24 protein-coding genes are annotated in these 24,395 nt (G+C 62.1%); 11 read left to right on the forward strand and 13 right to left on the reverse strand.

The window, feature by feature from the left end; translation table 11 throughout:
• Window positions 1-214: 214 nt before the first annotated feature.
• The 3 genes from NIT7645_RS18395 to NIT7645_RS18405 all read left to right on the forward strand — a co-directional run bounded on the left by NIT7645_RS18395 (window position 215) and on the right by NIT7645_RS18405 (window position 3,735).
• Window positions 215-2,056: an ABC transporter ATP-binding protein gene (locus NIT7645_RS18395; RefSeq protein ID WP_050687802.1), complete on the forward strand. Its 1,842-nt coding sequence runs from the start codon at window positions 215-217 to the stop codon at window positions 2,054-2,056.
• Between the two features lie 117 nt (window positions 2,057-2,173).
• On the forward strand, window positions 2,174-2,914 hold the full coding sequence (ygfZ, locus tag NIT7645_RS18400; protein WP_050687756.1) for a CAF17-like 4Fe-4S cluster assembly/insertion protein YgfZ: 741 nt from the start codon (window positions 2,174-2,176) through the stop codon (window positions 2,912-2,914).
• Between the two features lie 230 nt (window positions 2,915-3,144).
• Complete coding sequence (locus NIT7645_RS18405) at window positions 3,145-3,735, forward strand: invasion associated locus B family protein (protein ID WP_050687758.1); 591 nt, start codon at window positions 3,145-3,147, stop codon at window positions 3,733-3,735.
• 102 nt (window positions 3,736-3,837) lie between these two features.
• On the opposite strand, the gene efp is transcribed toward NIT7645_RS18405, so the two are convergent.
• The gene (efp, locus tag NIT7645_RS18410; protein ID WP_008562875.1) at window positions 3,838-4,401 is read right to left on the reverse strand and encodes an elongation factor P; all 564 of its coding nucleotides are present in this window, start codon (window positions 4,399-4,401) and stop codon (window positions 3,838-3,840) included.
• A gap of 216 nt (window positions 4,402-4,617) precedes the next feature.
• On the opposite strand from efp, the gene NIT7645_RS18415 reads away from it, so the two are divergent.
• Both NIT7645_RS18415 and NIT7645_RS18420 read left to right on the forward strand, forming a co-directional pair.
• Window positions 4,618-4,935, forward strand: a complete 318-nt coding sequence (locus NIT7645_RS18415; RefSeq protein ID WP_008562897.1) for a DUF6280 family protein — start codon at window positions 4,618-4,620, stop codon at window positions 4,933-4,935.
• A 187-nt stretch (window positions 4,936-5,122) separates the two neighbouring features.
• Window positions 5,123-6,580 carry a cobyric acid synthase gene (locus tag NIT7645_RS18420; RefSeq protein WP_050687760.1) on the forward strand — a complete coding sequence of 486 codons (1,458 nt, stop codon included), beginning with the start codon at window positions 5,123-5,125 and terminating at the stop codon, window positions 6,578-6,580.
• A 56-nt stretch (window positions 6,581-6,636) separates the two neighbouring features.
• Here the strand turns inward: NIT7645_RS18420 and NIT7645_RS18425 are convergent, their stop codons facing one another.
• The 5 genes from NIT7645_RS18425 to NIT7645_RS18445 form a co-directional block, all read right to left on the reverse strand.
• Complete coding sequence (locus NIT7645_RS18425; protein WP_050687762.1) at window positions 6,637-7,971, reverse strand: hypothetical protein; 1,335 nt, start codon at window positions 7,969-7,971, stop codon at window positions 6,637-6,639.
• Window positions 7,972-8,158: 187 nt separating this feature from the next.
• On the reverse strand, window positions 8,159-9,577 hold the full coding sequence (locus tag NIT7645_RS18430) for a TolC family outer membrane protein (protein ID WP_050687764.1): 1,419 nt from the start codon (window positions 9,575-9,577) through the stop codon (window positions 8,159-8,161).
• A gap of 132 nt (window positions 9,578-9,709) precedes the next feature.
• Window positions 9,710-10,363 (reverse strand): protein-L-isoaspartate O-methyltransferase family protein, encoded by a 654-nt coding sequence (locus NIT7645_RS18435; protein ID WP_050687766.1) that lies wholly within the window; start codon window positions 10,361-10,363, stop codon window positions 9,710-9,712.
• A 105-nt stretch (window positions 10,364-10,468) separates the two neighbouring features.
• Window positions 10,469-10,993, reverse strand: a complete 525-nt coding sequence (locus NIT7645_RS18440) for an alkylphosphonate utilization protein (RefSeq protein ID WP_050687768.1) — start codon at window positions 10,991-10,993, stop codon at window positions 10,469-10,471.
• 71 nt (window positions 10,994-11,064) lie between these two features.
• Complete coding sequence (locus NIT7645_RS18445) at window positions 11,065-11,388, reverse strand: TraR/DksA family transcriptional regulator (protein ID WP_050687770.1); 324 nt, start codon at window positions 11,386-11,388, stop codon at window positions 11,065-11,067.
• Window positions 11,389-11,730: 342 nt separating this feature from the next.
• Here NIT7645_RS18445 and NIT7645_RS19355 point away from each other — a divergent pair, with 342 nt between their 5' ends.
• Window positions 11,731-11,880, forward strand: coding sequence for an entericidin A/B family lipoprotein (locus tag NIT7645_RS19355; protein WP_074964295.1), 150 nt, complete (start codon window positions 11,731-11,733; stop codon window positions 11,878-11,880).
• Window positions 11,881-12,202: 322 nt separating this feature from the next.
• On the opposite strand, the gene NIT7645_RS18450 is transcribed toward NIT7645_RS19355, so the two are convergent.
• Both NIT7645_RS18450 and lepA read right to left on the reverse strand, forming a co-directional pair.
• The gene (locus NIT7645_RS18450) at window positions 12,203-13,015 is read right to left on the reverse strand and encodes a DUF3800 domain-containing protein (RefSeq protein ID WP_050687772.1); all 813 of its coding nucleotides are present in this window, start codon (window positions 13,013-13,015) and stop codon (window positions 12,203-12,205) included.
• A gap of 428 nt (window positions 13,016-13,443) precedes the next feature.
• Window positions 13,444-15,258, reverse strand: coding sequence for a translation elongation factor 4 (lepA, locus tag NIT7645_RS18455; protein ID WP_008559403.1), 1,815 nt, complete (start codon window positions 15,256-15,258; stop codon window positions 13,444-13,446).
• Between the two features lie 286 nt (window positions 15,259-15,544).
• Here lepA and NIT7645_RS18465 point away from each other — a divergent pair, with 286 nt between their 5' ends.
• The 3 genes from NIT7645_RS18465 to NIT7645_RS18475 all read left to right on the forward strand — a co-directional run bounded on the left by NIT7645_RS18465 (window position 15,545) and on the right by NIT7645_RS18475 (window position 17,591).
• Window positions 15,545-15,727 (forward strand): hypothetical protein, encoded by a 183-nt coding sequence (locus NIT7645_RS18465; RefSeq protein ID WP_008560680.1) that lies wholly within the window; start codon window positions 15,545-15,547, stop codon window positions 15,725-15,727.
• Between the two features lie 261 nt (window positions 15,728-15,988).
• A complete protein-coding gene (locus tag NIT7645_RS18470) occupies window positions 15,989-16,300 on the forward strand; it encodes a hypothetical protein (RefSeq protein ID WP_037302725.1) in 312 nt (103 codons plus the stop codon).
• A gap of 325 nt (window positions 16,301-16,625) precedes the next feature.
• Window positions 16,626-17,591: a LysR family transcriptional regulator gene (locus tag NIT7645_RS18475; protein ID WP_050673731.1), complete on the forward strand. Its 966-nt coding sequence runs from the start codon at window positions 16,626-16,628 to the stop codon at window positions 17,589-17,591.
• 49 nt (window positions 17,592-17,640) lie between these two features.
• Here the strand turns inward: NIT7645_RS18475 and NIT7645_RS18480 are convergent, their stop codons facing one another.
• The 5 genes from NIT7645_RS18480 to meaB form a co-directional block, all read right to left on the reverse strand.
• Window positions 17,641-18,081, reverse strand: coding sequence for a low molecular weight protein-tyrosine-phosphatase (locus NIT7645_RS18480; RefSeq protein ID WP_008558824.1), 441 nt, complete (start codon window positions 18,079-18,081; stop codon window positions 17,641-17,643).
• Window positions 18,082-18,332: 251 nt separating this feature from the next.
• Window positions 18,333-18,803 (reverse strand): copper chaperone PCu(A)C, encoded by a 471-nt coding sequence (locus tag NIT7645_RS18485; protein ID WP_050687776.1) that lies wholly within the window; start codon window positions 18,801-18,803, stop codon window positions 18,333-18,335.
• Window positions 18,804-18,860: 57 nt separating this feature from the next.
• Window positions 18,861-19,202, reverse strand: a complete 342-nt coding sequence (locus NIT7645_RS18490) for a DUF2946 family protein (protein WP_074964299.1) — start codon at window positions 19,200-19,202, stop codon at window positions 18,861-18,863.
• A 158-nt stretch (window positions 19,203-19,360) separates the two neighbouring features.
• A complete protein-coding gene (rpmB, locus tag NIT7645_RS18495) occupies window positions 19,361-19,651 on the reverse strand; it encodes a 50S ribosomal protein L28 (protein WP_008561103.1) in 291 nt (96 codons plus the stop codon).
• A 365-nt stretch (window positions 19,652-20,016) separates the two neighbouring features.
• Window positions 20,017-21,039 (reverse strand): methylmalonyl Co-A mutase-associated GTPase MeaB, encoded by a 1,023-nt coding sequence (gene meaB, locus NIT7645_RS18500; RefSeq protein ID WP_050687777.1) that lies wholly within the window; start codon window positions 21,037-21,039, stop codon window positions 20,017-20,019.
• A gap of 142 nt (window positions 21,040-21,181) precedes the next feature.
• Here meaB and hrpB point away from each other — a divergent pair, with 142 nt between their 5' ends.
• Both hrpB and NIT7645_RS18510 read left to right on the forward strand, forming a co-directional pair.
• Window positions 21,182-23,692 carry an ATP-dependent helicase HrpB gene (gene hrpB / locus NIT7645_RS18505; protein ID WP_050687779.1) on the forward strand — a complete coding sequence of 837 codons (2,511 nt, stop codon included), beginning with the start codon at window positions 21,182-21,184 and terminating at the stop codon, window positions 23,690-23,692.
• Between the two features lie 177 nt (window positions 23,693-23,869).
• On the forward strand, window positions 23,870-24,328 hold the full coding sequence (locus NIT7645_RS18510; RefSeq protein WP_008561280.1) for an NUDIX hydrolase: 459 nt from the start codon (window positions 23,870-23,872) through the stop codon (window positions 24,326-24,328).
• Window positions 24,329-24,395 lie beyond the last annotated feature (67 nt).

Here is a 24,395-nt window from a genome sequence, read left to right on the forward strand (position 1 = left end):
AGCACCAGAAAAAACTTATCGGTTGCGAGCCTTGCCCCAGACTGACCCCAATTCCCCCAGCAAAACAGAGACCTCTGCCACGCCAGAAACGGATGGTGCAGCAGGCCAGCTGAGCCAGCCAGAACTGAGCGCAGAGCCGCCTGCCCCGCAGGAGCCGCCAAAACCGGCGCCGGTCAAGACTGAGGTCAAGGCGGCGGCCAACAAGCCTGCGCATATGTCCTCTCGCGAGTTGTTGGGCTGGCTGTGGCGCGGGTATCTGCGCCACTACATGGCTCTGTTGGCGCTGGCTGTCGTGTTCATGCTGATTGAGGGCGGCACCGTTGGCGCGCTCAGCTACATGATGCAGCCGATGTTTGACCTCGTGTTTGTCGAGGGCAACACCAATGCGCTGTTTTGGGTGAGCCTTGCGTTTCTCATCATCTTTTCGATGCGCGGAATGGCCAGCGTCTGTCAAAAGGTCATCCTGAGCAAAATCTCCCAGACCTCTGCCGCGCATATGCGCAAGGACATGCTGGCGCGGCTGATCCGGCAGGATCCGTCGTTTCATCAGGTGCACCCCCCCGGCTTTCTGATCCAGCGGGTGCAAAGCGACGTGATGGCGATCAATTCGGTCTGGCAGGCCATCATCACCGGTGCGGGGCGCGATGTGACCCAGCTGGTGGCGGTTCTGGCTGTGGCGGTGAGCGTGGACTGGCGATGGACGCTGATCATGCTGATCGGCCTGCCGATGCTGCTGCTGCCGCTGGCGGCGGTGCAACGCTATGTGCGGCGCAAGGCCTCTCAGGCGCGCGATCTGGGGGCATCGCTTGCCACCCGGCTCGACGAGATCTTTCACGGGATTGTGCCCATCAAGCTGAACAATCTCGAAGACTATCAGACCAACCGCTTTGGCGGTCACATGGACCAATTCGTCCGCTCAGAGGTGCGCGCGTCCTTTGGTGTCGCCTCGACCACCGGGATGATCGACATCATGGCCGGTCTTGGTGTGATGGGCGTCGTTCTCTATGGCGGCGCCGAGATCATCGAAGGCAAAAAGAGCGTCGGCGAGTTCATGAGCTTTTTCACGGCCATTGGTCTTGCCTTTGATCCGATGCGTCGGCTCGCCTCGATCAGCGGCACCTGGCAGGCCGCGGCGGCGGCGATGGAGCGGATCAAGGAGCTGATGGACGCCCCGATCAAACTGGTGTCGCCCGCAAGCCCCAAAGCAGCCCCCAAGGGCCTGCCGGAGGTCGCGCTAAAGGATGTGACGCTGCGCTATGGCGAGTCTGATGTGCTGCGCCAGCTATCGCTGGTGGCGGAGGCGGGCAAGACCACTGCGCTGGTGGGCGCCTCAGGGGCTGGCAAATCGACCATTTTCAACCTGCTCACCCGTCTGGTGGATCCGCAGGAGGGCGACGTGACCGTGGGCGGCGTGCCCGTGCGCGATCTGGAGCTGAACGACCTGCGAAGCCTGTTCTCGGTGGTGACGCAAGAGGCGCTGCTGTTTGATGAAACCCTGCGGGAAAACATCCTGTTGGGGCGCACCGATGTGAGCGACGAAAAGCTGGAAGAGGTGCTGAAGGCATCGCATGTGTCCGACTTCCTGCCGAAACTGGCCAATGGTCTGGATACGCTGGTGGGGCCGCGCGGCTCTGCCCTGTCCGGTGGTCAGCGTCAGCGCGTGGTGATTGCACGGGCCCTGCTGCGTGACACGCCGATCCTGTTGCTGGACGAGGCGACATCGGCGCTGGATGCGCAGTCCGAAAAGGTGGTGCAGCAGGCGCTGGAGAAACTCTCTGGCGGGCGGACGACGCTGGTGATTGCGCACCGTCTGTCGACCATTCGCAATGCCGACAAGATCGTGGTGATGGAACGCGGTCAGGTGATGGATCAGGGCACCCACGAGGAGCTGCTGGAACGTGGCGGGATCTATGCCGATCTCTACCGGTTGCAGTTTCAGGACGGCAAAACCCTGGTCGACCGCGAAGGCGTGGCAGCACAGGTGCCCGGTGACACCCGCAACAGCAACGAGCAGTCCCCCTGGTTCCGCCGACTGGCGCGCCGCATCTTTGGCTAAATCCGGGCACCGGGGCTTGACCCCTGCCCGCCCAGCCCCAACCTGTAGCCCAGCCGACCACTGCGCCCCGCAGTGACCCGACAGCAAAGCCAGACGACGAACAACTGGAGCCCGCCCATGACGACCCGCCGCATCCTGCGCCTGACCGGTTCTGACGCCCGTGACTTCTTGCAGGGGCTGATCACCAATGACGTTGCCAAGGTGGATCAGGGGCTGGTGTATGCCGCGCTGCTGACACCGCAGGGCAAGTATCTGGCTGATTTCTTTGTGTTTGCAGAGGGTGACGACCTGCTGATCGACGTCGACGAAAGCCTGGCCGCCTCTCTTGCCAAACGGCTGAGCATGTACCGGCTGCGCGCGGATGTTCAGATCAGCGACACCGACCTGCAGGTCAAACGGGGCACCGGCCCCGCGCCGGAGGGCGCCCTGATGGACCCGCGCCATGACGCATTGGGCTGGCGGCTTTATGGGGCCGAAGGGGGCGATGACGGCAGCAACTGGGATGCGATCCGTGTGGCCCATTGCATTCCGCAGACCGGCATTGAATTGGGCCCGGACAGCTACATCCTGGAAGCGGGGTTCGAGCGGCTGAATGGCGTCGATTTCCGCAAGGGCTGCTATGTGGGTCAGGAGGTGACCGCGCGGATGAAACACAAGACCGAGCTGCGCAAGGGGCTCGTGACGGTTGCTGTTTCCGGATCCGCCCCCAGCGGCAGCGAGATCCGGCGTGCAGAGAAACCCGTTGGCACCCTGTTCACGACCGAAGGCGCCCACGGGATTGCCTACCTGCGGTATGATCGGGCGGGCGATGACATGCAGGCGGGCGAGGCAACCGTGCGCTGGAGCAAAGACAGCTGAGCCGTCCATCGCCCTGCACAAATTTTGGGCGATTGCCGTTCTCCCGCCGCCAGATCCTCTGAATTGGACGATTTGCACCCCATTTTCCGTGCGCCAGACGCACGTGAACCTGTGCAGATCACGGACATGGCGCTGCCGAAATCACCGCCGCGAGTTATGACGTAACGTCATAGCAAGACCTTGCCCCTAGTCTGCGCAGACTGCTGCGAGACCAATGTGAGGATCTGTATATGGCCGTTTTGTCAAAACTCCCCTGTATTGCTGTTGCCGGAAGCCTCACGCTGGGCGCCGGTTCGGCCTGGGCGAGTGAGTATTGGGAATATCAGGATTGGTCCGTCGCCGTCGAAGAGCGGATCACAGAGGAACACGACTGGCGCGATTGCAGCGCCTGGACCGGGGGCGACGGAGAGCCGATCATCCGGCTGGAAGTCACCCGCGACGATATCGGCCCGCCGGAAACCTACCCGCAGCTGCACTACCGCGAGATCGCGCCGCGGCAATACCCCACGCATGTGGTGCACGGTCAGGCCGTCGGCTTTGTCATTGACCGGCAGGCCGTGTTCTATGCCATCGCGGATGGCGACATCAACGACGAGGGTCTGGCCGAGGTGACGGCCCTGGCGCGCTGGAATGATGCGCTGAACCTGATCCGCTGGATGCAAGCCGGCACGACGCTGGATGTCCATATCGTGCGGCCCTACGACGGGGGCGAAACCGCGTTGCGGGCGTCTTTGGCGGGGTTCACTGCGGCCTATGGCAAGATGATGGACGAATGCGGCTTTCCGCTGGAACTGCGCGAGCTGGAGATCGACTACAACTGACAAACGCGGCTGATCCCATAGAAAGGCAACGCGTGGCAGCAGGCATGAAAAAGCCCCCTGCGCGGATACGCAGAGGGCTGATCTTGTGGAATTTTTCGACGCTTAGGCGCGTTCGGAATATTCCATTGTCTCGGTGTTCACGACGATCATTTCGTCCTGACCCACGAAGGGCGGCACCATGACCTTGACGCCATTGTCCAGGATCGCGGGCTTGAAGGAGTTTGCAGCAGTCTGACCTTTGACGACCGGCTCGGTCTCGACGATCTTGCAGGTGACTTTCTGCGGCACGGTGGCGTTCAGCGCTTCGGATTCGTAGAATTCCACAACGATGGTCATGCCGTCCTGCAGGAACGGGCGACGATCGCCCAAGAGGTCTGCGGGCAGTTCGATCTGCTCGTAGGTTTCGGAGTCCATGAACACCAGCATGCCGTCGCTCTCATAGAGGAACTGCTGGTCTTTCTGCTCCAGACGTACGCGCTCCACCTTGTCTGCGGAACGGAAACGTTCGTTCAGTTTGGAGCCGTTGCGCAGGTTGCGCATCTCGACCTGGGCGAAGGCCCCGCCTTTGCCGGGCTTGACGTGGTCGACCTTAACGGCGGCCCAGAGCCCGCCATTGTGCTCCAGCACGTTGCCGGGGCGGATCTCGTTACCGTTGATTTTAGGCATATCAAAAATCCCTCTCGGGTGGTTGATGAACTGTTAACCGCCCCTATATCTGGCAGGAAGTAGGCTGGCAAGACAACGATATGTCGTGTGCGATCGCACAAAGCTATGCAAAATGCGCATAAAAGATATGCATATGCAGGCTATCCGAATCGTCACATTTCCGCCATAAGGAGCGCCACGCCGAAATTGCAATAGCAAGAACAAAAAGGAAGCAAGATGCGAGATTTCGTTGACGGCACCGCATATAACAATGAGCAAGGTAACCGGGCACGCAAGCTGTTTGCTGCGGTTGTTCTGGCTGCGCTTGACGATGCGATCGCCGATGACAAGAAATATGGCAACGGCCCGGAGCAGATTGCCCGCTGGGCACGGTCGCGTGATGGCCGTGAAGTACTGAGCTGTGCAGGCATCGACCCCAACGAGCGTGTGGTCAGTGGCCTGATGGAATTTGTTGGCCGCGGTGTGCGGACCTCTGTCGCGCTGTCGCGCGAAGAAAGCGAACGTCGCAACGCGGCGCAGGCCGAAGCTGCCTGATTTACAGACCTGCCAGTCTGGGACAGAAAACCTGTCAAAAAAGCGCGCCCGGGGGGGCGCGTTTTTTCTTTTGGGGATGGCGGTTTCATGGTCGATTAGGCCGCTCGTCGGGCTTTTCAGCGCGGGAAAAATCCGCCATGGCTGAGAGCTGAGACACAGACCCATCAACAGCGCAAAAGAGGCGGCCATGACAGCACGGGCCATCATGATCCAGGGAACCGGCAGCAACGTCGGCAAATCGATGATCGTTGCGGGGCTGGCGCGCGCCTTTGTGCGCCGGGGCCTGTCGGTGGCCCCGTTCAAGCCGCAAAACATGTCGAACAATGCGGCTGTGACGCCCGAAGGCGGAGAGATCGGCCGGGCGCAGGCCCTGCAGGCACGCGCCGCGATGCGCCCGCCCCATACCGACATGAACCCTGTCCTGCTGAAACCCGAAACAGACACCGGCGCGCAGGTGATCGTGCAGGGCAAACGCCGTGGCACGCAGGCGGCCGGGTCTTTCATGCGCGACAAGACCGGTCTGCTGGAGGCCGCGCTGGAGAGCTTTCACCGGCTGGCGGCGGATGTGGATCTGGTCCTGATCGAAGGTGCGGGCTCTCCTGCGGAAACCAACCTGCGCAAGAACGACATTGCCAACATGGGCTTTGCCTGCGCGGCAGATGTGCCGGTGGTTTTGGTTGGCGACATCCACCGTGGCGGCGTGATTGCGCAGATCGTGGGCACCCATGCCGTGCTGGAGCCGCAGGACCTGGCGCGCGTCAAGGGCTTTGCCGTCAACCGCTTTCGCGGAGATCGCAGCCTGTTTGATGCGGGTCGCGATGATATCGCCGCGCGCACCGGATGGCCGTCGATGGGGGTGATCCCGTGGTTCTGGGACGCCTGGAAGCTGCCTGCCGAGGACATGATGGACATCGCATCACGCCCCGGCGGCGCCTGCAAGATCGTGGTGCCCCAGCTGGAGCGGATGGCCAATTTCGATGATCTCGATCCATTGGCCGCAGAACCGAATGTCACGGTTGAAATCATACCCGCAGGTCGGCCCCTGCCCGGTGACGCGGATCTGGTGCTGATCCCCGGCAGCAAATCCACCATCGGCGATCTGGCCTATCTGCGGGCGCAGGGCTGGGATATTGATATCCTCGCCCACCACCGCCGTGGCGGTCATGTGATGGGCCTGTGCGGCGGCTATCAGATTCTGGGCAAGACCATTGATGACCCTGAAGGGGTCGATGGTCGCCCCGGCAAGGTCGAGGGCCTTGGGTTGTTGGATGTCCATACGGTGATGGCCGGCGAAAAGCGTGTCACCCTGACCGAGGCAGTGACCCGTGATGGCAACCTGCCGGTCAGCGGCTATGAAATCCACATGGGCCGCACGGACGGGCCGGATTGTGCGCGTGCGTGGCTCAGCATTGAGGGGCGTCTGGAGGGGGCGGCCTCTCGCGATGGGCGGGTGCGGGGCTCGTACCTGCATGGGCTGTTTTCGGCAGATGCCTTTCGGGCCAGCTTTCTTGGTCAGCTGGGGGTCGAGAGCCTTACCGGTTATGACGACGGGGTCGAGGCCACGCTGGATGCGCTGGCCGATCACCTGGAAGAGTTCATGGATCTGGACCAGCTTCTTGAACTGGCAGAGCCGGTTGCTGGCTAACCCCTGAAGGGCAATACCTGTGGACAGGTGCCACAGCTCCGTAAGCTGCGTGCGCGTTACAGGAGATCCTGCGCCGACAAGGCGCGCTGGATTTCACGGCGCACCAGTTTGCGCACGTTGCGCGTGATCCGCTCGCCCAAGGCGCCCTGCAGTTCAGCGCGCACGATATCGGCAACCAGTTCGCGCAGGCTTTCCTCATCAAGGATGCTGTCTTCTGCGGCGAGCTGGTCCATCGCGACGTCTGTCACGGCCTGCTCTGCAATCTGGCTGGCACCATCTACTGTGGCGGGATCTGCCGGGGATGTCTGTGCCGGTTCGGAAAGAACCAGAGGTTCTGGCTGTGGATCAGGCTGGCGCGGCTCTGCCTCTGCGGAGGTGGGCGCCGACATCTCAGCAACTGGGCTGTCCATTTGCGCAACCGGCGTCGCGGTCGGTTCTGCTGTCACGTCAGCCTCTGCCAAGGGGTCAGCGGTGACATCCGTCGTGGGCTCGGCAGGGTCGGTGTCGGCCCATTGCAGCGGTTCAAGATCGGAGCCGGCATAAGGCGTGTCCCGGCTTCCATCCGGCTCCCACAAAACGGGGCGCGCGGCGTTGGCGGCCTCCATCTCAGCGAGTTTCTGAACCACCGCACCAATTTTGGGATTGAGCTGACCTGCGGGTTTGGGCGTGCTGTCGCGGCTGGGCGCAACGCCTGCGGCCTCAAACAGGGTAGAGTTCGGATCCGCCCAAGGCGCGTCCTCTGACGGGGATGGCTTGGGGGTGGTGGCTTCGCTCAGGCTGTCATCTGTGACGATATCTGCCGCCTGCACCGTTTCAGCCACCTCTTCTACCGCCTCATCAGCCGGGGCTTCTGCGGGATCTGCATCAGGGGTCGCCTGAAAGACAATCGTGTCCGCGCTGTGATCGATGCCGTGATCTGTCGCCGCTTCGTCGTCCGGACCCGGTTCATCACCGCGCGGCGTTGCGGCCTGCAGACCTTGGAAAAAGGCGAGATCCTCGTTGTCGGGATCATTGTCATGCAAGGCGGGTGCAGCAGCGGGCGCAATCGGCACCGTCTCGGCCACAGGGGCGTCGCCAACCGGGATGTCCTGCAAAGGGGCCTGACCAGTGTCCTGCAGGGGGCTGGTGGCGACCGGCGTTGTCGGGGGTGTCGGCGCATCCTCTGTCTGCAGGCGATTTTCCGGAACCCGCAGAGCTGGGGTCAGGACCAGTCGGGTGACAGGTGCCTTGGGGCGGGGATCAGCCGTTGCCTCGGCAACGCGGGCGGCAGTGCCATTGCGCCGCCCTGCCCCGTGGTCCGGATTGCGATCCGCGCGGTTGTCTTCGCTCACCAAACGGCGGATCGACGACAGCACGTCTTCAATTTCTGTCTGCGTAACCGGTTCCGACATTTTTGCCTATCACTCTCGCCTCTTACCTCTGAGTGTAGCCGCCCGCCCGCGCGCAGACAACCGTGTGGATAAACACAATATTAAAGGTCAGGGTGACCTGCATTTCGGGCTGCAGACAGAAAACGACCCGCCAGAGGCGGGCCGTTTCGTCAGTCGTGCAGACTGGCTGATTTTCGGGCGGCAGTGCTTATTGCTTGCCCAAAGCGCGCATGACGCGGTCCAGATCCTTGCTGCGCTGGCTTACGTGGGCTGGCGCGTCCTTTACCAGGTTGTAGTAAAGGGTCGGATCGTAGATTTCGACCGCAAGGCCCAGATGCTCTGCCGTCAGCAGGCCCTGTGCCTGCAGCAGCGCATAGGCCGCCAAGGCCTGATTGGCGCGGGCCTGAACGCTCGCGGTCTGAGCTGCGAGCAGTTCCTGTTCAGCCTGCAGCACATCCAGCGTGGTCCGCGCGCCCAGAGTTGCCTCCTCGCGGATGCCGTCAAACGCCACGCGCGCGGCGCGCACACGTTCGTTGGACGAGCGCAAGCTGGCACGGGCGGTGTCCAATGCCACATACGCCGCAGCAACATCCTGTGTCACGGCCCGTTGGTTCGTGATCAGCGCACCGCGTTCTGCCTGCAGGCGGGCGATGCTGGCGCGACGGGCCGATGCCACGGAACCACCGGCATAGAGCCGCTGTGCCAGGGTCAGGCTGGCGCTGGAAGAATCACGCGTGCCGGGGCCGGTGGCGTTTTCCGCATGCGCAATGTTGGCGCGGAACGTGACCGTCGGGCCCAGACCACGGCCTGCGCTTTGGGCTGCGAAATCGGCTGCTTTGACCGCGTGTTGCTGGGCAAGAATGGTTGGATGGTTGCGCATGGCGATGGACTCGGCCGCTTGCAGCGAGGCGACGCGTTGGGGCAAGGGCGGCTGACCGGCAATGCGGCCCGGCTTGCTGCCGACGGCCTGCACATAGACCGCCTGCGCATCCAGCAACGCGCCCCGGCTTTCGGTGAGGCTCGCCTGGGCGGCGGCAACCCGGCTTTCGGCAAGGGCGACATCGGTGCGTGTCACCTCGCCCACCTCAAACCGGTCGTTGGCGGCGCGCAGTTCTTCCTGCAAAAGCCGCAGGTTGTTGGACCGCAGGGCAACATTGTCCTGTTGCAGCAACACGTTCACATAGGCCTGCACGGCCGCAAAGAGAACCTGCTGTTCGATGTCAATCAGCGCCTGACGGGTGGCCAGAACCGTTTCCTGTGCAGCCATCTGGCTGAGGCGGGAAACCCCATTGTCAAACAGCAGCCACGACACATCAATGCCGGTGGACACGGTTGTGTCATGGTTGGAGGACGCCCCGCCCGTAAAGCCGTTGCGCAGGTAATTGCGCTCTGCCCGCGCGACCCAATCGACCACCGGGCGCAGACGTGCAACCGCAGCCGCGACGTTTTCGTCCGTTGCCCGCAACAGGGCGCGGTTTTGTTCCAACAGGCCGCTGGTCTTGTAGGCGCCGATCATGGCATCCGACAGGTTGTCGGCAGCAGCCCCCTTGGGCGCGCCAAGCAACATCGCGGCCCCCCCAGCAAAAACAAACGCCTTGAACAGCTTTGCTGTCAATTTCTTGCCCATTTCGAGCCTCTTATAGTTGGTCCATCCCAAGTGACAGCCCCATCAAGAGCATGTCCGCCCAAAATACGCAGGCGTGTCCGGTCTTAAAAAGACCCCGGCCTGGTGGCCGGGGTTGATCTTATCCCATCACGCTCAGAGCGCGAATTCCTTGGCCGCTTCAAAGCCGGGCAGCACCGGGGCGCCCGCGTTGAAGGCCAGACGCCAGGAGATCTGATCGGCGGATTTGTAGCCGATCTTGACCTCACCCAATGCGCCGGACATGAAGATCGCGATAATGCGGCCCCCGTCCTTCAGCTGGTTCAGCAGCGCTTCGGGCATGGTTTCCACCCCACCCTGCACCATGATCACATCGTAGGGGCCGTGTTCCGCGGCGCCCTCTGCCAGCGCGCCGATGTGCACGATGGCGTTGTCGGCAGAGACCGCAGACAGCTGGTCCTGCGCCTCGCTTGCGAGGGATTCGTCGGCTTCGACGCCGATCACCATCTGCGCAACACGGGCCACGACAGCGGTGGAGTAACCCATGCCGCAGGCCACATCGAGCACCAGCTCGTCGGGCTGCACGTCGATTGCATCCAGCATTTTGGCCAGCGTGCGCGGCTCAAGCAGGACGCGACCGGGCGCGATATCAATGTTGTTGTCGGCATAAGCGGCTTCACGCTGAGCATCCGCGACAAAAGCCTCGCGCGGGACAGCGAGCATGGCTTCGATGATCGGGAATTTCGTAACATCCGACGGGCGGATCTGCGTGTCGACCATCATGCGGCGACGTTCGGCGAAGTCAGTCATAAGCTAAACTCATCTGGTCAGTCTGTTGCTGTTGGTTGTGCCACATCCGGCAGGAGCCGGCAACGGGCGCAGGGGCTTTTTGCCCCGGTGTGGCGGCTGGGCCGCCTATTTCTTCTTGACGAATTTGGTGAGGATCACGATCCGCTGGCCTTCAACGCGGCCTTCGATGTGCTCTGGGTTGGCGGCCACCAGCGAAATGCCCCGCACCGCGGTGCCGCGTTTGGCGGTAAAGCCTGCGCCCTTGACCGGGAGATCCTTGATCAGCACCACGGTATCGCCTGCCACCAGCTCTGTGCCGTTGCTGTCGCGATGGGCGCCTGCGGCGCTGTCGTCCGTGGCCTCGACCCAGGCGCGCATGTCGTCCTCGAGCCACAGCTGGTCCGCCAGATCCCGCGCCCAGTCATGATCGGACAGCTGCGCCAGAAGCCGTGCCGAAAGCACCTGCACCGCGGGCCGCTCTGACCACATGGAGGACGCAAGGCAGCGCAGATGTGCAGGGTCCGGCGCGCCCTGCGCCGCCGCGAGACACGGCGCACACAGCGCGACATCGCCGTCCTGATCTGCGGGCGCGCCCGAAACGGTGTGGGTGACAAGCGGCGCATCGGCCGCGCATAGGGCGCAGGTGGGCATATGGGGGCTCCGTCAGATGGGTTGCCCCGCTTTAGGCGAGCGCGCGCAAAATGGAAAGCGCTGCGATGTCGCTAGCCTGCGCAGGCGGCACAGAAGCTGGTGCCGGGATGGGCCGCCAGATGCCCCTCGGTGATGCGATCGCCACAGATGTTGCAGTAGCCGACAGAGCCCGCATCCACACGCGCAAGCGCCTGATCGATGTCGCGGCGCAGCTCTGCCCATTGCTGGGCCAGGCAGTCCTGCTCGGCCACGGCAACCATCGATGCAACCTGCGCAGAGACCGTCCCCGTGACCGCCCCCGTGATCTTGGCGGCAGCCTTGGAGGTGGCGGGCTCTCCAACCGGTGTCTTGTCTGCGTTCTGCATGGCGGATTTGGCATCCCACGGTTTCAACACGGATCCTCCCCATTGTTGTCGCAGCCCGGCGGTGCCGCTGCTGCTGTGGTGCCGCGGCTAACGGGCTTGGTTGCTGGACACTGATGCAACCTATAGATGTTGACCGCCACGCGAAACTCACCGAATTGGGGGAGGTCTGCAGGGGCGCGCGCGGCGCTGACGTGAGAGGGGCGCAAATCGGGGGCCGATGCGGGCGGGGCGCGCCCTTGCCTTTGGGGGAATGTGACCCTTGCCGGGAATGTGACCCTTGCGCGGATGTGACCGGCAGAAGGCGCAGAGAGACTGGATCAGCGCCAGCGGGCTTGCTATCACCTAGGCAAGATCGAGCAAGGGAGACATGTGATGACCCGATCCGCCCTCACCGGCCTCGCCCTCCTGGGGGCCGTTCTGGCGCTCAGCGCCTGTGAAACCACCAAAGGCGCCGGCCGCGACATCCAGAAAGCCGGCCAAGCCATCAGCGGCGCCGCACAGGACGTGCAGAACAGCCTCTGATTTCAGTGAGGTTCAGGACAACAGAACCGTCCGGCCCGAGGGGCTGGGCGGTTTTTTGTTGGCTCGCCGGGGTCGTGTGACATCGCAGGGGAGAAGTGTCTGGCGTTTTTGGGGGGTGCGAAGCGCCCTCCCCCGTTTACCAAAGGCAAACCTGTGCTGTGTTGGAGTGATTTCCTCGGACCAGCGTGAAAACCACAAAGGGCAGCGCCTGACCCTGGGTGGGTGCGAAGCGCCCTCCCGGGGGGAGGGTCGGGCGCTGCCCGGTCTAGCGACCGGGTGTGAGAGACGGAAACGCATTCGACTAAAAGCGTTTGTTAAGCGGTCACTTATCTTGGTACATAGAGAGAGCGAATTTCAGCGCATCACCTTCCAAATTCATTTTGAATGGTCCCTGAATGTACTTCACTCCAAAGTTTGCAATCTTCTCGCCCTTTGGATTCTTCCAGAACTTTGGTCGGAGCTCTCTCATATAGCGAAACTCTGGATAACCAAAATTGGAGTGAAGCTTTGAAACGGATTGATACAAGCTAAACGCAGTCAAATCTGCCAAAGAAAGTAAGATTTCATCTTTCTTTGCCTGCGCCCTTATTCGATGTGGAGCTATTCTTGACAGGTAACGCGCTCGATCATCGTGCGGTGTATTCTGCATAGTTCCGATAAGGTTCCTTAGCTTATTGTAATCATGCTTCTTCTCTTCAAAAACAATTTCCACCTGATCCGGACCGATACCAGCATGAGACATGAAGTGGCCCAATCGCTCTAACAAGTATGCCGCACATTTGTTGTAGTAAGCCTCTGTATCCTTCAAGTCGGCTATTTGTTTCGTGTAACCGCCAAGCGTTTCCTTCTTAGAGACAAGCCCAAAAAGCAGAACACGCATACTCTGAACCTTTCTACAGAAGTAGGCAGTCTTCAGATGAACGAGATCTGTGCTGTGAAGCTGCTTGACCCCAATTTCACTCTTAAACGTGGTCAAAGCTTGTCTCATTTCGTCTTGAAACTTCACAGGTACAAGACAGGCTCCAAACACGAGAAATGGGTCAGATCCACGCACACGTTCTTCAGTTCGAAACTTTTTTACGTCCTGATCTCCACTCTCGTCCACGTAGAGCACATACTTGGTAGATATATTCATTTCACATAATAAACAGGCAGTTGCTCACCAGACCGTACAATAGCCCTTTCCTGTGTCCAGAAAAATTTCACTTATTTGGTGTATCAACGCAATCAAACGCACCTATCGCTGTAACCGGCCGACTCCAGGAACTGAAGTGCAGCGCCTGACCCTGGGCGAGTGCATAGCGCCCGCCCGTGGGGGCGGATCGGGCGCTGCCCGGTCTGGCGACCGGGCGGGAGATTGGCGATCTCTGGAAACAGAAAACGGGGCCGTGGCCCCGTTTTGTATGCGTTTGAAGGTGTCGCTTCGTCACTGCGTCATTGCCGGGGTGCGGGCACGCAATTGGCTTTGCCAACCGCTTTCGCCCGCGCGCCCTCGAAAATGGTCAGCCGGGCTCCGCCCCTTCGCGCCTGAAACGCTCCCCCGGAGCGTTTCCTGGACGGTGCTCAGCTGTCCATTTTGAGGGCGGAAATAAACGCCTCTTGCGGGATGTCGACCTTGCCGAACTGGCGCATCTTCTTCTTACCGGCCTTCTGCTTGTCCAAGAGTTTGCGCTTACGTGTGGCGTCGCCGCCGTAGCATTTGGCGGTCACGTCCTTGCGCAGGGCAGACAGGGTTTCGCGGGCGATCACCTTGCCGCCGATGGCGGCCTGGATCGGGATCTTGAACATGTGGCGCGGGATCAGGTCCTTGAGCTTTTCGCACATGGCGCGGCCGCGCATTTCGGCACGGTCACGGTGCACCATCATCGACAGCGCATCCACCGGCTCGTCGTTCACCAGCACCGACATCTTGACCAGATTGTCCTCGCGGTAGCCGGTCATCTGATAGTCGAAGGAAGCATAGCCCTTGGTCACCGATTTCAGACGGTCGTAGAAGTCAAACACCACCTCATTGAGCGGCAGGTCATAAACCACCATCGCGCGGGAGCCGGCGTAGGTCAGATCCTCCTGAATGCCGCGACGGTCCTGGCAGAGCTTCAGCACATCGCCAAGGTATTCATCGGGCACCAGGATGGTGGCCTTGATGCGCGGCTCTTCGATGTGGTCGACCTTGGACATGTCGGGCATGTCGGCGGGGTTGTGCAGCTCGATCATCTCGCCCTCGATGCCTTCCTTGCCCTTCATGTAGACATGATAGACCACGGAGGGCGCGGTGGTGATGAGTTCGATGTTGTATTCCCGTTCGATCCGGTCGCGGATCACCTCAAGGTGCAAAAGCCCGAGGAAGCCACAGCGGAAGCCAAAGCCAAGCGCGGCAGAGGTTTCCATCTCGTAGCTGAAAGAGGCGTCGTTGAGCGCCAGTTTGTCGATGGCGTCACGCAGGTCTTCGAATTCGGCGCTGTCGACCGGGAAGAGGCCACAGAACACCACGGGCTGTGCAGGCTTATAGCCGGGCAGCGCCAGCTCGGTGCCGTTGCGGTCATTGGTGATGGTGTCACCGACGCGGGTGTCGCGGACCTGTTTGATCGACGCGGTGAGAAAGCCGATTTCACCCGGCCCCAGCACATCCACCGCCTGCATCGCGGGGCGGAACACGCCGATGCGGTCAACGTGGTGCAGGGTGCCGTTCGACATGAACTTGACGCGCATGCCCTTTTTCAGGGTGCCATCCATGATGCGGACCAGAACGATCACGCCGAGATAGGCATCATACCAGCTGTCCACCAGCATCGCCTTGAGCGGTGCATCGCGGTCGCCACTGGGCGCGGGCAGCTTGTGCACGATCGCCTCGAGCGTCTCGCGGATGCCCTGCCCTGTCTTGGCCGAAACCTGAATGGCATCGGTTGCGTCGATGCCGATCACATCCTCGATCTGTTCTGCCACCCGGTCACAATCGGATGCGGGCAGGTCGATCTTGTTCAGAACCGGGACGATCTCGTGATCCGCGTCAATCGCCTGATAGACGTTGGCGAGGGTCTGCGCCTCTACCCCTTGGGTGCTGTCCACCACCAAGAGCGAGCCTTCGACCGCGCGCATGGAGCGGGAGACCTCATAGGCAAAGTCGACGTGACCGGGGGTGTCGATCAGGTTGAGCACATAGGTTTCACCGTTCTCGGCCTTATAGTCGATGCGGACGGTGTTGGCCTTGATGGTGATGCCGCGCTCGCGCTCGATATCCATGCTGTCGAGCAGCTGCTCCTTCATATCGCGGTCCTCGACCGTTCCGGTCTCTTGGATGAGCCGGTCAGCGAGGGTGGATTTGCCATGGTCGATATGCGCGACGATGGAGAAATTGCGGATTTTGTCGAGCTCTGTCATGCAGGGGGATATGATTTGGTTTTAGGGTTTGGTCAAGATGGCACGTACATCCTTCAACCACCTTATGCACACGGCCCGGAGCGGCATATCGCCTGCCACTGTCTGGCGGCCATTTGCCCCGCCCCCAAGGGGCGAATTGCGCAGCCTGCCCCGCACCACAGCCTGACCCAGAAGCCCGCCGCGCGCGCCATCGCTGCAAGGCTGGCCAAAATGCGCTATAGTGGCGGTGTTCCATGATTTCAGTGCCGTTGTGACGAGGGACGCGCAATTCAGGAGGACCACCGACATGGATGCCATCAAAACCGCAGAATATGCACGTGCGCTCTATTCGGCGCATGGGGATCGGGCCGAGGCGGAAGTGGCTCAGAAGATGAGGATTTGTCAGGAAAGCGGCAAAACCGCAGAGGCGGAGGATTGGAAATCCGTGCGCCAGATGATCCGCTCCCTGCGCGGGCCGAACCAGTCCTGATTGCCCTCCAGCAGGGTGTCGACAAAGCGACCTCCCCGGGCCCCGTCTGGCGTCGCAGCGGCGTGGAGCGGGCCTGGGGGTTCTGCCCAGCTGGGCCTGCCAAAGCGCCAATATACCGGAAAAGTGGCAGGTTTCCGCTGAAGCTCAACCCTTCGTTTACCTTGATTGAAACTGACCTGCGCTTGCGCCATAGTCCTGGCAGCAGCGGGCCAGAAGACCCGCCTTGATCTGAGCATTTGCAGGGTTCTAGGGACAATGAAGATGAAGTTTTTCGTGACTGCCACGCTATGCGCCACGCTGGTGACTGGTGTTCTGCCCGCGCCTGTCGGGGCTGGCGCCATTGAAAAGGCCTGCCGTCAGTCGGATCGCTCGGCTGCGAATCCTTCGCTGTGCCGCTGCATTCAGAGCGTCGCAAACGCGAGCCTGAACCGGGCAGAGCGCAAGACCGTGTCGAAATGGTTCAAGGACCCGCATCAGGCGCAAGTGGTGCGCCAGTCGGATCGCCGCTCGGACGAGCGGCTGTGGGCGCGCTACAAGGCTTTTGGCGAAAACGCGACCCGCATCTGCGGCTGAACAGCGAACGATCCAGCGATCGCTGCGACAGACCGATTGGTTTCTTGCATCCGAAAGGCGCGGCCACAGGGCCTGCGCCTTTTGTTTTGGCAGCTGCGCGTCGTGGGGCTGTTTTTTTGCCCATTTTTTCGTTGCCCATATGCGGTGCGCGCGGCCGTCAGATCAGACAGATCCGCGCATTTTCCCGATCTGGTCTTGCACCGGTGGCGATATTGGCTTTGATAACAGCCAGATCACGCGGGAGGCGATCTTCTGTGTGCTGTCGCGATGATGTTTGCCGCCGACAGGCCCCGACCTGTCGTGGTTCCGATGCAGGAGCGCATAAATGCTGATGAAAGGCGTCACGCTGCGCGGGCTTGAAGTGTTTGAAGCTCTGGCCAAAACCGGATCTGTTGCCCAGACCGCGTCGTTGACCGGGCTCAGCCAGCCTGCGGTCAGCCAGCAATTGCGCAATCTCGAAAGCGCGCTGGGGGCGGAACTGGTGAACCACGGGCGCAGACCGATGGTGCTGACGCCGGTGGGGCGCAATTTTCTGGCCCGCACCGAAGCGGTTCTGGCAGAGCTGCGGCTGGCACAAAGCGAGTTGAGCGTTGTTGATCTCAACCACCTGTCAACGCTGTCGATCGGGCTGATTGACGATTTCGACAATGACCTGACACCGCGCCTTGTGACCACGCTGGCGGAGAGCCTGGTGAACTGTCGGTTCAAGATGATCACCGCCTCCAGCCACGACATTCTGGAAGCACTGGATGCGCGCGATCTGCACATTGCGGTGACTGCCACCACCGGTGCGCTGCGCGAAGGCGTGACGGAATATCCGCTGGTGCAGGATCCCTTTATGCTGGTGGCGCCCAAGGGCCTGCTGCTGAAGCCTGAGGCAGAGATGGATATCCTGCAGTCCCTTCCCTTTCTGCGCTACGACAGCAGCCAGCTGATTTCGCAGCAGATTGAGGCACATCTGGCCCGCCAGAAGCTGCTGTTTGAGGAACGGTTCGAGATCGGCTCTCATCAGGCGCTGATGGCGTTGGTGGCGCGACGGATCGGTTGGGCCATCACCACCCCGCTCGGCTATATGCGCGCGGTGCGCTTTCACGAGGATCTGGAAGCCTTCCCGTTGCCCTTTGGCGCGTTTTCGCGGCGGATCTCGCTGTTTTCCAGTTCGGACTGGGCCGACCGCGTGCCACGGGATGTGGCGCAGACCATGCGGCGCCTGGTGCAGGGACATGTGATCGACCCCGCCGTGCAGCAACTGCCGTGGCTGGCTGGCGATCTGAAGGTGCTGGAGGACTGAGCCGACAGGCCCGTGCCGTCCTGCCCTGCTCTGCACATTCAACTCACGATCAACGCAGGCTGTTCGCAAGCCCCTGCGCTGCCGCCTCGATGAGATCAAGGCAGCCGTCGAAATCGCGGGTATAATAGGGGTCAGGCACGTGATCCGCACCAGAGCCAGCCGCGAAATCAGTAAACAGCCTGACGGGTGTCTCTGCCCCTGCCGGTCGCTGTGCCTCGATATCCTGAAGGTTGTCGCCGTCCATCGCGACAATCAGATCAAAGCGGCCGAAATCGGCAGGTTTGAACTGGCGTGCGCGCAGATCTGACAGATTGATGCCCCGTGCTCCCGCTGCGGCCTGCATGGGTCCATAGGGTGGCGAGCCGACATGGTAGCCGGCGGTGCCTGCGCTGTCGGTCTCAACCTCGGGGCAAAGCGTGCGGAACACACCTTCGGCAGCGGGAGAGCGGCAGATATTGCCAAGACAGACGAACAGGATGCGCTGAGCCATTGGAGCGAGGTCTCTTATCTATTGAGCGATCGCAACACCGCGCTGCGATCTGGGTGATCCTAGGGGCAGATCAGAGAAGGCAGAAGCAAAATCCGCCGCGTGGCTGGCAGGATTTGGAGTGAAACCGGTGGAGGCTGGCTTCTGTGTAATACATCGGGACAGAAAGAAAACGGCCTCCCGCCCCTGTGCGCCTGTCTGACCTATGCGGGGTCAAACAGGCGCAAGCGGAAGGCACGTAAGGGCGCGCGGCCTTAGTGCGAGTGTTTCATGGCCCCATGATCCGGTTTGCGTTCCAGATCGACAGGGACTGTCACGCTGATCTCACCGGCGTTTTCGAACACCAGCGTCAGCGCGACCTCATCGCCATGCGCCAACGGCGCCTTCAGCCCCATGAGCATCACGTGATCACCACCACGCTTCAGCGAATGGCCTTCGCCCGCCGGAATGGCAAAGCCCTCTTCGACGTGCAGCATCTGCATCACACCGTTATCGCCTGCCTTGTGGGTGTGCAGCTGGGTCAGCTTGGCCGCATCACTGCGCACATCAATCAGGCGATCATCAGCGCTGCTGGTGTTTTCGATCACCATGAAGGCTGCGCCGCTCTTTGCGCCCTTGGAGGACACGCGGGCATAGGCGTCGCTCACCGTGATATCTGCGGCAAAAGCGGCGGTGGACATGGCGATGGCAGCAACAGCCGCCGTGATGGAGGATTTGAAGATCATTGGTCTATCCTTGGAAAATATCAGTAAATCAGAGGCATCCCGGCAGGATGCGGCGACTTAACCAAGGATGGGCGGCGCGCGCGCCCAGGCCGCCAGACGCAGGGGCTGCGGGCTGAGCGTGACAGTTGCGATGTCCAGTTGCAGCGCCCGTGGGGCGATCTGCCGGCCAGCGGGCAGCCCCCCCAGCGCGAGATCGGCAACAAAGGTGAAACACTCGGGACAGTCGGCAGGCGGGCTGGTCGGCTGGCCGTCGCTGTCGACATAGACCATGGCCGGGCCAGTGCCTGTACAGAGCACCATCTGCCCGGAGGCATCGCGCATACCCGCCTGCGCACTGATCCCGGTGAGGGACAGCGCCGCCATCAGCAAGATGGTCAGATATGCACGAAGAAACATCATCACAGCCGACATATGCGCCCCAGCCCGCCCCCCGCAAGACGAAAAAGCGCCGCACGCTGGACCAGGACCACCAGAGTAGCCACAGACAGCCGTCAAACGAAAAACGCCGCGCATGTCAGCACATGCACGGCGTTTCTAATCCGGTCGGATCGTAAGCCTTAGGCGTTTGCCGCCTGTGCCTTTGCGATCTCTTTCTTGACCTTCAGAGCAGCGGAGGACAGCTCTTCGTCCTTGGCTTTCGCCAGGAAGGCGTCCAGGCCACCGCGGTGGTCAACGGAGCGCAGTGCAGCAGCAGAGATGCGCAGCTTGACGCCACGGCCCAGGGTCTCGGACTGCAGGGTCACGTCGTTCAGGTTCGGCAGAAAGCGACGCTTGGTTTTGTTGTTGGCGTGGCTGACATTGTTGCCAGTCATCGGGCCTTTTCCGGTCAGTTCGCAACGGCGCGACATGGTTTTATCCTTCGTATCTGGGGCGCCCGCTGATGCAGCATCTGTTCGGGCACCAAATTACAAGGGGCGCGGCCATTGGCTGCGCCCGAAAACTGGTTGGATGCGTGTAGGAGGAATCGCGCGCAGGGTCAAGCCATATGAAACAGATTTATGTGGCAGCCCTTGTGGAAACGCGCGCGGGGACAAACACCAAGGTCAATCCACCCGCCCATGCAGCCAAGGTTCGCGCCCTTCTAGCGTGCCACAGCGGCGAAATCCAGCGCAGAGATACGCTGTGGCGGCTCTTTTTGCCGGGTTCTGATTGGTTGGGCCTGATTGGTCGCACCTGCTTGGTGGGGCCGACGTTACGGCAACCTGCCGTGGTCTCAGCCGACGCCAAGGCCCAGCAGCATGTCACGGGCGGCGGCAGCCGGGGTTGCACGCCCCTCTGCCACGTCCTCGGACAGCGTTGCCATCCGTTCCTGCGCCCAAGGAGTTTCAAGGCGCGAGAGCAGGGCCTGGCGCACGTCTTCGGCAAACCAGTAGCGGGCCTGCTCGCCCCGGCGCCGCTGCCAGTGGCCGTTTTCGCGCCGCCAGTCCGCAAGGGCCTGCATCTCTGCCCAGGCTTCCGCCAGACCTTCGCGGGCAACGGCCGAGACCATCAACGCCTTCGGAAAGCCCTCCGGATCCTGCGGCCGCTTGCGCAACAGGCGCAATGCGCCTGCGTAATCGGCGCAGGTGCGGGTCGCGGCGGGCTTCAGATCTCCATCTGCCTTGTTAACAAGGATGATGTCGGCCATTTCCATGATGCCACGTTTCACGCCCTGCAGTTCATCCCCACCCGCTGGCGCCAAGAGCAACAGGAACAGGTCCGACATCTCGGCCACCACGGTTTCGGATTGGCCCACACCCACGGTTTCGATCAGCACCACGTCAAAGCCAGCGGCCTCGCACAGCGCCACCGCTTCGCGTGAACGACGGCCAACACCGCCCAGATGGGTCTGACTTGGCGAGGGGCGGATAAAGGCGTTCTTCTCTCGGCTGAGGTGTTCCATCCTTGTCTTGTCGCCAAGGATCGACCCGCCTGAGCGGGTGGAACTGGGGTCCACGGCCAAGACCGCCACCTTGAGACCCGCGCCAATCAGCATCATGCCGACGCTTTCGATAAAGGTGGATTTCCCCACCCCCGGCGTGCCGGACAGACCGATGCGCAGCGACTGGCGGTTTTCGCGTGCAAGCAGGTCAAGAAGCCGGGTGGTCGCCTCGCGGTGATCGGCGCGGCCACTTTCGACCAGCGTGATGGCGCGAGCCAGCGCGCGGCGTTCTCCGTTCAGGATGCGGGCGGCCAGATCGTCGATATCCGGGACTGCGCCACGCCCTGCCCGTGTGGAATTGCCTGTTGCTGACATATTGGCCCCTCTCGCTCCCGTCCGGTGTCGGGCATTGATGGCGCAGCCGGGCGGGCGTTGTCCAGAGAACATCCGTCGCAGGTCGTCAATGGGCGCGTCGCTCTGCGCTGGACGCTTGGCCTGCCATTGGCGATAAGGCGGCATGACCAGACTGCCCATTGATGATGCCCTGCCCGAGTTGATCGCTGCCCTGCGCAGCCAGAGCCGTGCCGTTTTGCAGGCCCCACCCGGTGCGGGCAAGACCACTCGGGTGCCGCTGGCGATGCTGGAGGCCGGGCTGTGCGAGGGGCGCATCATCATGCTGGAGCCCCGCAGGCTCGCGGCACGCGCAGCAGCAGAGCGCATGGCCGATACATTGGGCGAACGGGTTGGCCAGACGGTCGGCTACCGGATCCGGGGCGAGGCAAAGACCAGCGCCGCCACCCGCATTGAGGTGGTGACAGAGGGTATCCTGACGCGGATGCTGCAGTCTGATCCCGATTTGCCCGATGTTGGCGCGGTCATCTTTGACGAATTTCACGAACGCTCGCTCAATGCCGATTTCGGTCTCGCGCTTTGCTTGGAGGTCGCAGGAGCGCTGCGCGACGACCTGATGCTGCTGGCGATGTCCGCAACGCTGGATGCCGCACCCGTGGCAGAGCTGATGAAGGCGCCGCTGGTGACCTCCGAGGGGCGCAGCTATCCGGTAGAGACCCGCTGGCTCGACGCGCCGCTTCCTGCTGACACGCGCACAGGCCGCGGGCCGCGCAGGTTGGATGCGCTGGTGGATCTGGTGGTGCGGGCAGAGGCCGAAACCCGCCCACCCGGCTCTGGCAGCACAGGCGGGTCCGAAGCCAAAGGGGGCGGCATTCTGGTGTTCCTTCCCGGCGAGGGAGAGATCCGCAAAGCCGCTGCTGCGCTTGCCTCTCGCCTGCCCGGTGACTGCGTGGTGCGCCCCCTGTTTGGCGCGCTCCCCTTTGCCGAACAGCGCGCCGCCATTCAACCCGATGCCAAACTGCGCAAGGTGGTGCTGGCGACGTCGATCGCGGAAACCTCGCTGACGATTCAGGATGTGCGCGTGGTGGTGGACATGGGGCTGGCCCGGCGCAGCCGGTTTGATCCCGGCTCTGGCATGTCGCGGCTGGTGACCGAACGTGTGACCCGCGCCGAAGCCACCCAGCGGCAGGGGCGTGCGGGCCGTGTGGCAGAGGGCACCTGTTACCGCCTTTGGACCAAGGGCGAGGAAGGCGCGTTGGCCGCCTTTCCCCCGGCAGAAATTCAGGCCGCCGACCTTTCCGGGCTCGCGCTGGAGCTGGCCTTGTGGGGGGCTGAGCCGGGGGATCTGCCATTTCTGACCCCTCCTCCCGATGGTGCGTTGAAGGAGGCGCAGGCGCTACTGCAGATGCTGGGTGCATTGGATCAACGCAACCGGATCACCGACCATGGGCGCGCGCTGGCAAAACTGCCACTGCATCCACGGCTGGCCCATATGCTGCAACGTCACGGTGCCGAGGCTGCACCGCTTGCGGCCCTGATGGCAGAGCGCGATCCTTTGCGCGGTGCACCTGTCGATCTGGCCCTGCGGCTGGAGGCGCTGCGAGATCCCAAAGCCTTTCTCCGCAAGCGCCGCTATCAGCTGAACCTGCCTGCGACAGACCGCATCAAGAGCGAAGCCAAACGGCTGACCCGGCAGGCGGGTGTGTCAGGATCCGCATCAGTGCCGGGCGCCCGCCCTGCGGTGATGGCAGCGGCGGCTTATCCCGATCGCATCGGCCAGCGGCGCAAGGGGGAAGCGCCACGCTATGTCCTTTCCGGTGGCAAGGGCGCGGTTCTGCCGGATGACGACCCGCTGGCCGCTCCACCGTTCATTGTGGCGCTGGACAGCGACGGCAACCCGCGCGAGGCCCGGCTGAGGCTGGCCGCACAGATCACCCTGTCAGAGCTGCGAGAGGCATTTGCCGACCAGATCCGAACCGAAAACACCTGCCACTGGTCAAAACGTGATCGACGGGTCGTCGCACGCAGGCAGCAATGTCTGGGCGCGGTGGTTCTGGACGACCAGATCTGGAAAGACGTTCCAGCGGATGTAGTGGCCACCGCAATGCTGGAGGGGGTGCGCGATCTGGGGCTGCGCCTGAGCGGCGCAGCGGCGCGCTTTGTTGCGCGGGTCCGTCTGGTTGGCGAGGCAGGCGAAGACCTGCCGGATTTCAGCGACAGCGCCCTTCTGGACAGTCTGGAGGATTGGCTCCTGCCGATGCTGGAAGGGGTGCGCAGCGCGGACGACTGGAAACGGTTTGATCCGCTGCCCGCCCTGCGCGCCGCGCTCAACTGGGAGCAGACGCAGCGGCTTGACCAGCTTGCGCCACCGCATTTCACCACGCCGCTTGGACGCAAGCTGCCGATTGATTACGGCCAGGATATTCCCGAAATCTCTGTCCGCCTGCAGGAGATGTTCGGAGTGACCCGCCATCCGACGGTCGCCAACACGCCGCTGAAGGTGACGTTGTTGTCGCCGGCGCAGCGTCCGATCCAGATCACCCGCGACCTGCCGGGGTTCTGGTCTGGCTCCTACGCCGACGTGCGCAAGGACATGCGCGCCCAGTATCCCAAACACCCCTGGCCCGAAGACCCGACCGTTGCGGACCCCACTTTGCGTGCAAAACCACGAAAGTGAGCGGCGAAACCCACAAACCCACACGCATGAACGCCTAAATTCGGTCAAAAACTGGTGAAAACTGTCAGTTTGATCGATTTTTGTGGGTGGACCCTCTTGAATTTCACTCAGGAGCCGCAAGATAATAGGCTTGATTAGCGAGTGGCCAGTTTTCATGGCCCGGAAAGCCGAGCAGTAATGAAACCCCTTCTGTCTTCCGCCTGGGAAGAGTTCCTCAGACCTATGATTTTACGACCCAAGAGATTGCAGGTCGCAGCCCTGTGCTATCGCCAGGGTGAGGCGGGCAAAGAGGTGTTGATGATCACCAGCCGCGGCACCGGCCGCTGGATCGTTCCCAAGGGCTGGCCGATCAAGGGCAAGACCGGATCCCAATCTGCGCTGCAGGAAGCCTGGGAAGAAGCAGGCGTGATCAAGGCGCAGGTCGAAGACGAACCAACCGGCAGCTATGATTATCTCAAGCAGCGTGACAATGGCACAGGCGAGATGGTGGAAACCCTCGTCTACAAGGTGCGTGTGCGCGAGCTTGCCAAGAACTACCCCGAGCGCGACGAGCGCATCCGGGAATGGATGTCGCCCCAAAAGGCGGCCGACCTTGTGGCCGAACCGGAACTGAGCGCGTTGCTGCGCGCATTGTAACGGTTTGACGGCAGTTTCATGACGAAACCCTTGCGTATTGCGCAAGGGACCATTAGGCGCGTGCTCA

Origin of the sequence: Phaeobacter italicus, assembly GCF_001258055.1 — a bacterium.
GTDB classification, from domain to species: domain Bacteria; phylum Pseudomonadota; class Alphaproteobacteria; order Rhodobacterales; family Rhodobacteraceae; genus Phaeobacter; species Phaeobacter italicus.

Bases quoted from the DNA above. Each gene is read 5' to 3' on its own strand.
- NIT7645_RS18395 (WP_050687802.1), top strand. From the start codon at position 215: ATGTCCTCTCGCGAGTTGTTGGGCTGGCTGTGGCGCGGGTATCTGCGC.
- ygfZ (WP_050687756.1), top strand. From the start codon at position 2,174: ATGACGACCCGCCGCATCCTGCGCCTGACCGGTTCTGACGCCCGTGAC.
- NIT7645_RS18405 (WP_050687758.1), top strand. From the start codon at position 3,145: ATGGCCGTTTTGTCAAAACTCCCCTGTATTGCTGTTGCCGGAAGCCTC.
- efp (WP_008562875.1), bottom strand. From the start codon at position 4,401: ATGCCTAAAATCAACGGTAACGAGATCCGCCCCGGCAACGTGCTGGAG.
- NIT7645_RS18415 (WP_008562897.1), top strand. From the start codon at position 4,618: ATGCGAGATTTCGTTGACGGCACCGCATATAACAATGAGCAAGGTAAC.
- NIT7645_RS18420 (WP_050687760.1), top strand. From the start codon at position 5,123: ATGACAGCACGGGCCATCATGATCCAGGGAACCGGCAGCAACGTCGGC.
- NIT7645_RS18425 (WP_050687762.1), bottom strand. From the start codon at position 7,971: ATGTCGGAACCGGTTACGCAGACAGAAATTGAAGACGTGCTGTCGTCG.
- NIT7645_RS18430 (WP_050687764.1), bottom strand. From the start codon at position 9,577: ATGGGCAAGAAATTGACAGCAAAGCTGTTCAAGGCGTTTGTTTTTGCT.
- NIT7645_RS18435 (WP_050687766.1), bottom strand. From the start codon at position 10,363: ATGACTGACTTCGCCGAACGTCGCCGCATGATGGTCGACACGCAGATC.
- NIT7645_RS18440 (WP_050687768.1), bottom strand. From the start codon at position 10,993: ATGCCCACCTGCGCCCTATGCGCGGCCGATGCGCCGCTTGTCACCCAC.
- NIT7645_RS19355 (WP_074964295.1), top strand. From the start codon at position 11,731: ATGACCCGATCCGCCCTCACCGGCCTCGCCCTCCTGGGGGCCGTTCTG.
- NIT7645_RS18450 (WP_050687772.1), bottom strand. From the start codon at position 13,015: ATGAATATATCTACCAAGTATGTGCTCTACGTGGACGAGAGTGGAGAT.
- lepA (WP_008559403.1), bottom strand. From the start codon at position 15,258: ATGACAGAGCTCGACAAAATCCGCAATTTCTCCATCGTCGCGCATATC.
- NIT7645_RS18465 (WP_008560680.1), top strand. From the start codon at position 15,545: ATGGATGCCATCAAAACCGCAGAATATGCACGTGCGCTCTATTCGGCG.
- NIT7645_RS18470 (WP_037302725.1), top strand. From the start codon at position 15,989: ATGAAGTTTTTCGTGACTGCCACGCTATGCGCCACGCTGGTGACTGGT.
- NIT7645_RS18475 (WP_050673731.1), top strand. From the start codon at position 16,626: ATGCTGATGAAAGGCGTCACGCTGCGCGGGCTTGAAGTGTTTGAAGCT.
- NIT7645_RS18480 (WP_008558824.1), bottom strand. From the start codon at position 18,081: ATGGCTCAGCGCATCCTGTTCGTCTGTCTTGGCAATATCTGCCGCTCT.
- NIT7645_RS18485 (WP_050687776.1), bottom strand. From the start codon at position 18,803: ATGATCTTCAAATCCTCCATCACGGCGGCTGTTGCTGCCATCGCCATG.
- NIT7645_RS18490 (WP_074964299.1), bottom strand. From the start codon at position 19,202: ATGATGTTTCTTCGTGCATATCTGACCATCTTGCTGATGGCGGCGCTG.
- rpmB (WP_008561103.1), bottom strand. From the start codon at position 19,651: ATGTCGCGCCGTTGCGAACTGACCGGAAAAGGCCCGATGACTGGCAAC.
- meaB (WP_050687777.1), bottom strand. From the start codon at position 21,039: ATGTCAGCAACAGGCAATTCCACACGGGCAGGGCGTGGCGCAGTCCCG.
- hrpB (WP_050687779.1), top strand. From the start codon at position 21,182: ATGACCAGACTGCCCATTGATGATGCCCTGCCCGAGTTGATCGCTGCC.
- NIT7645_RS18510 (WP_008561280.1), top strand. From the start codon at position 23,870: ATGAAACCCCTTCTGTCTTCCGCCTGGGAAGAGTTCCTCAGACCTATG.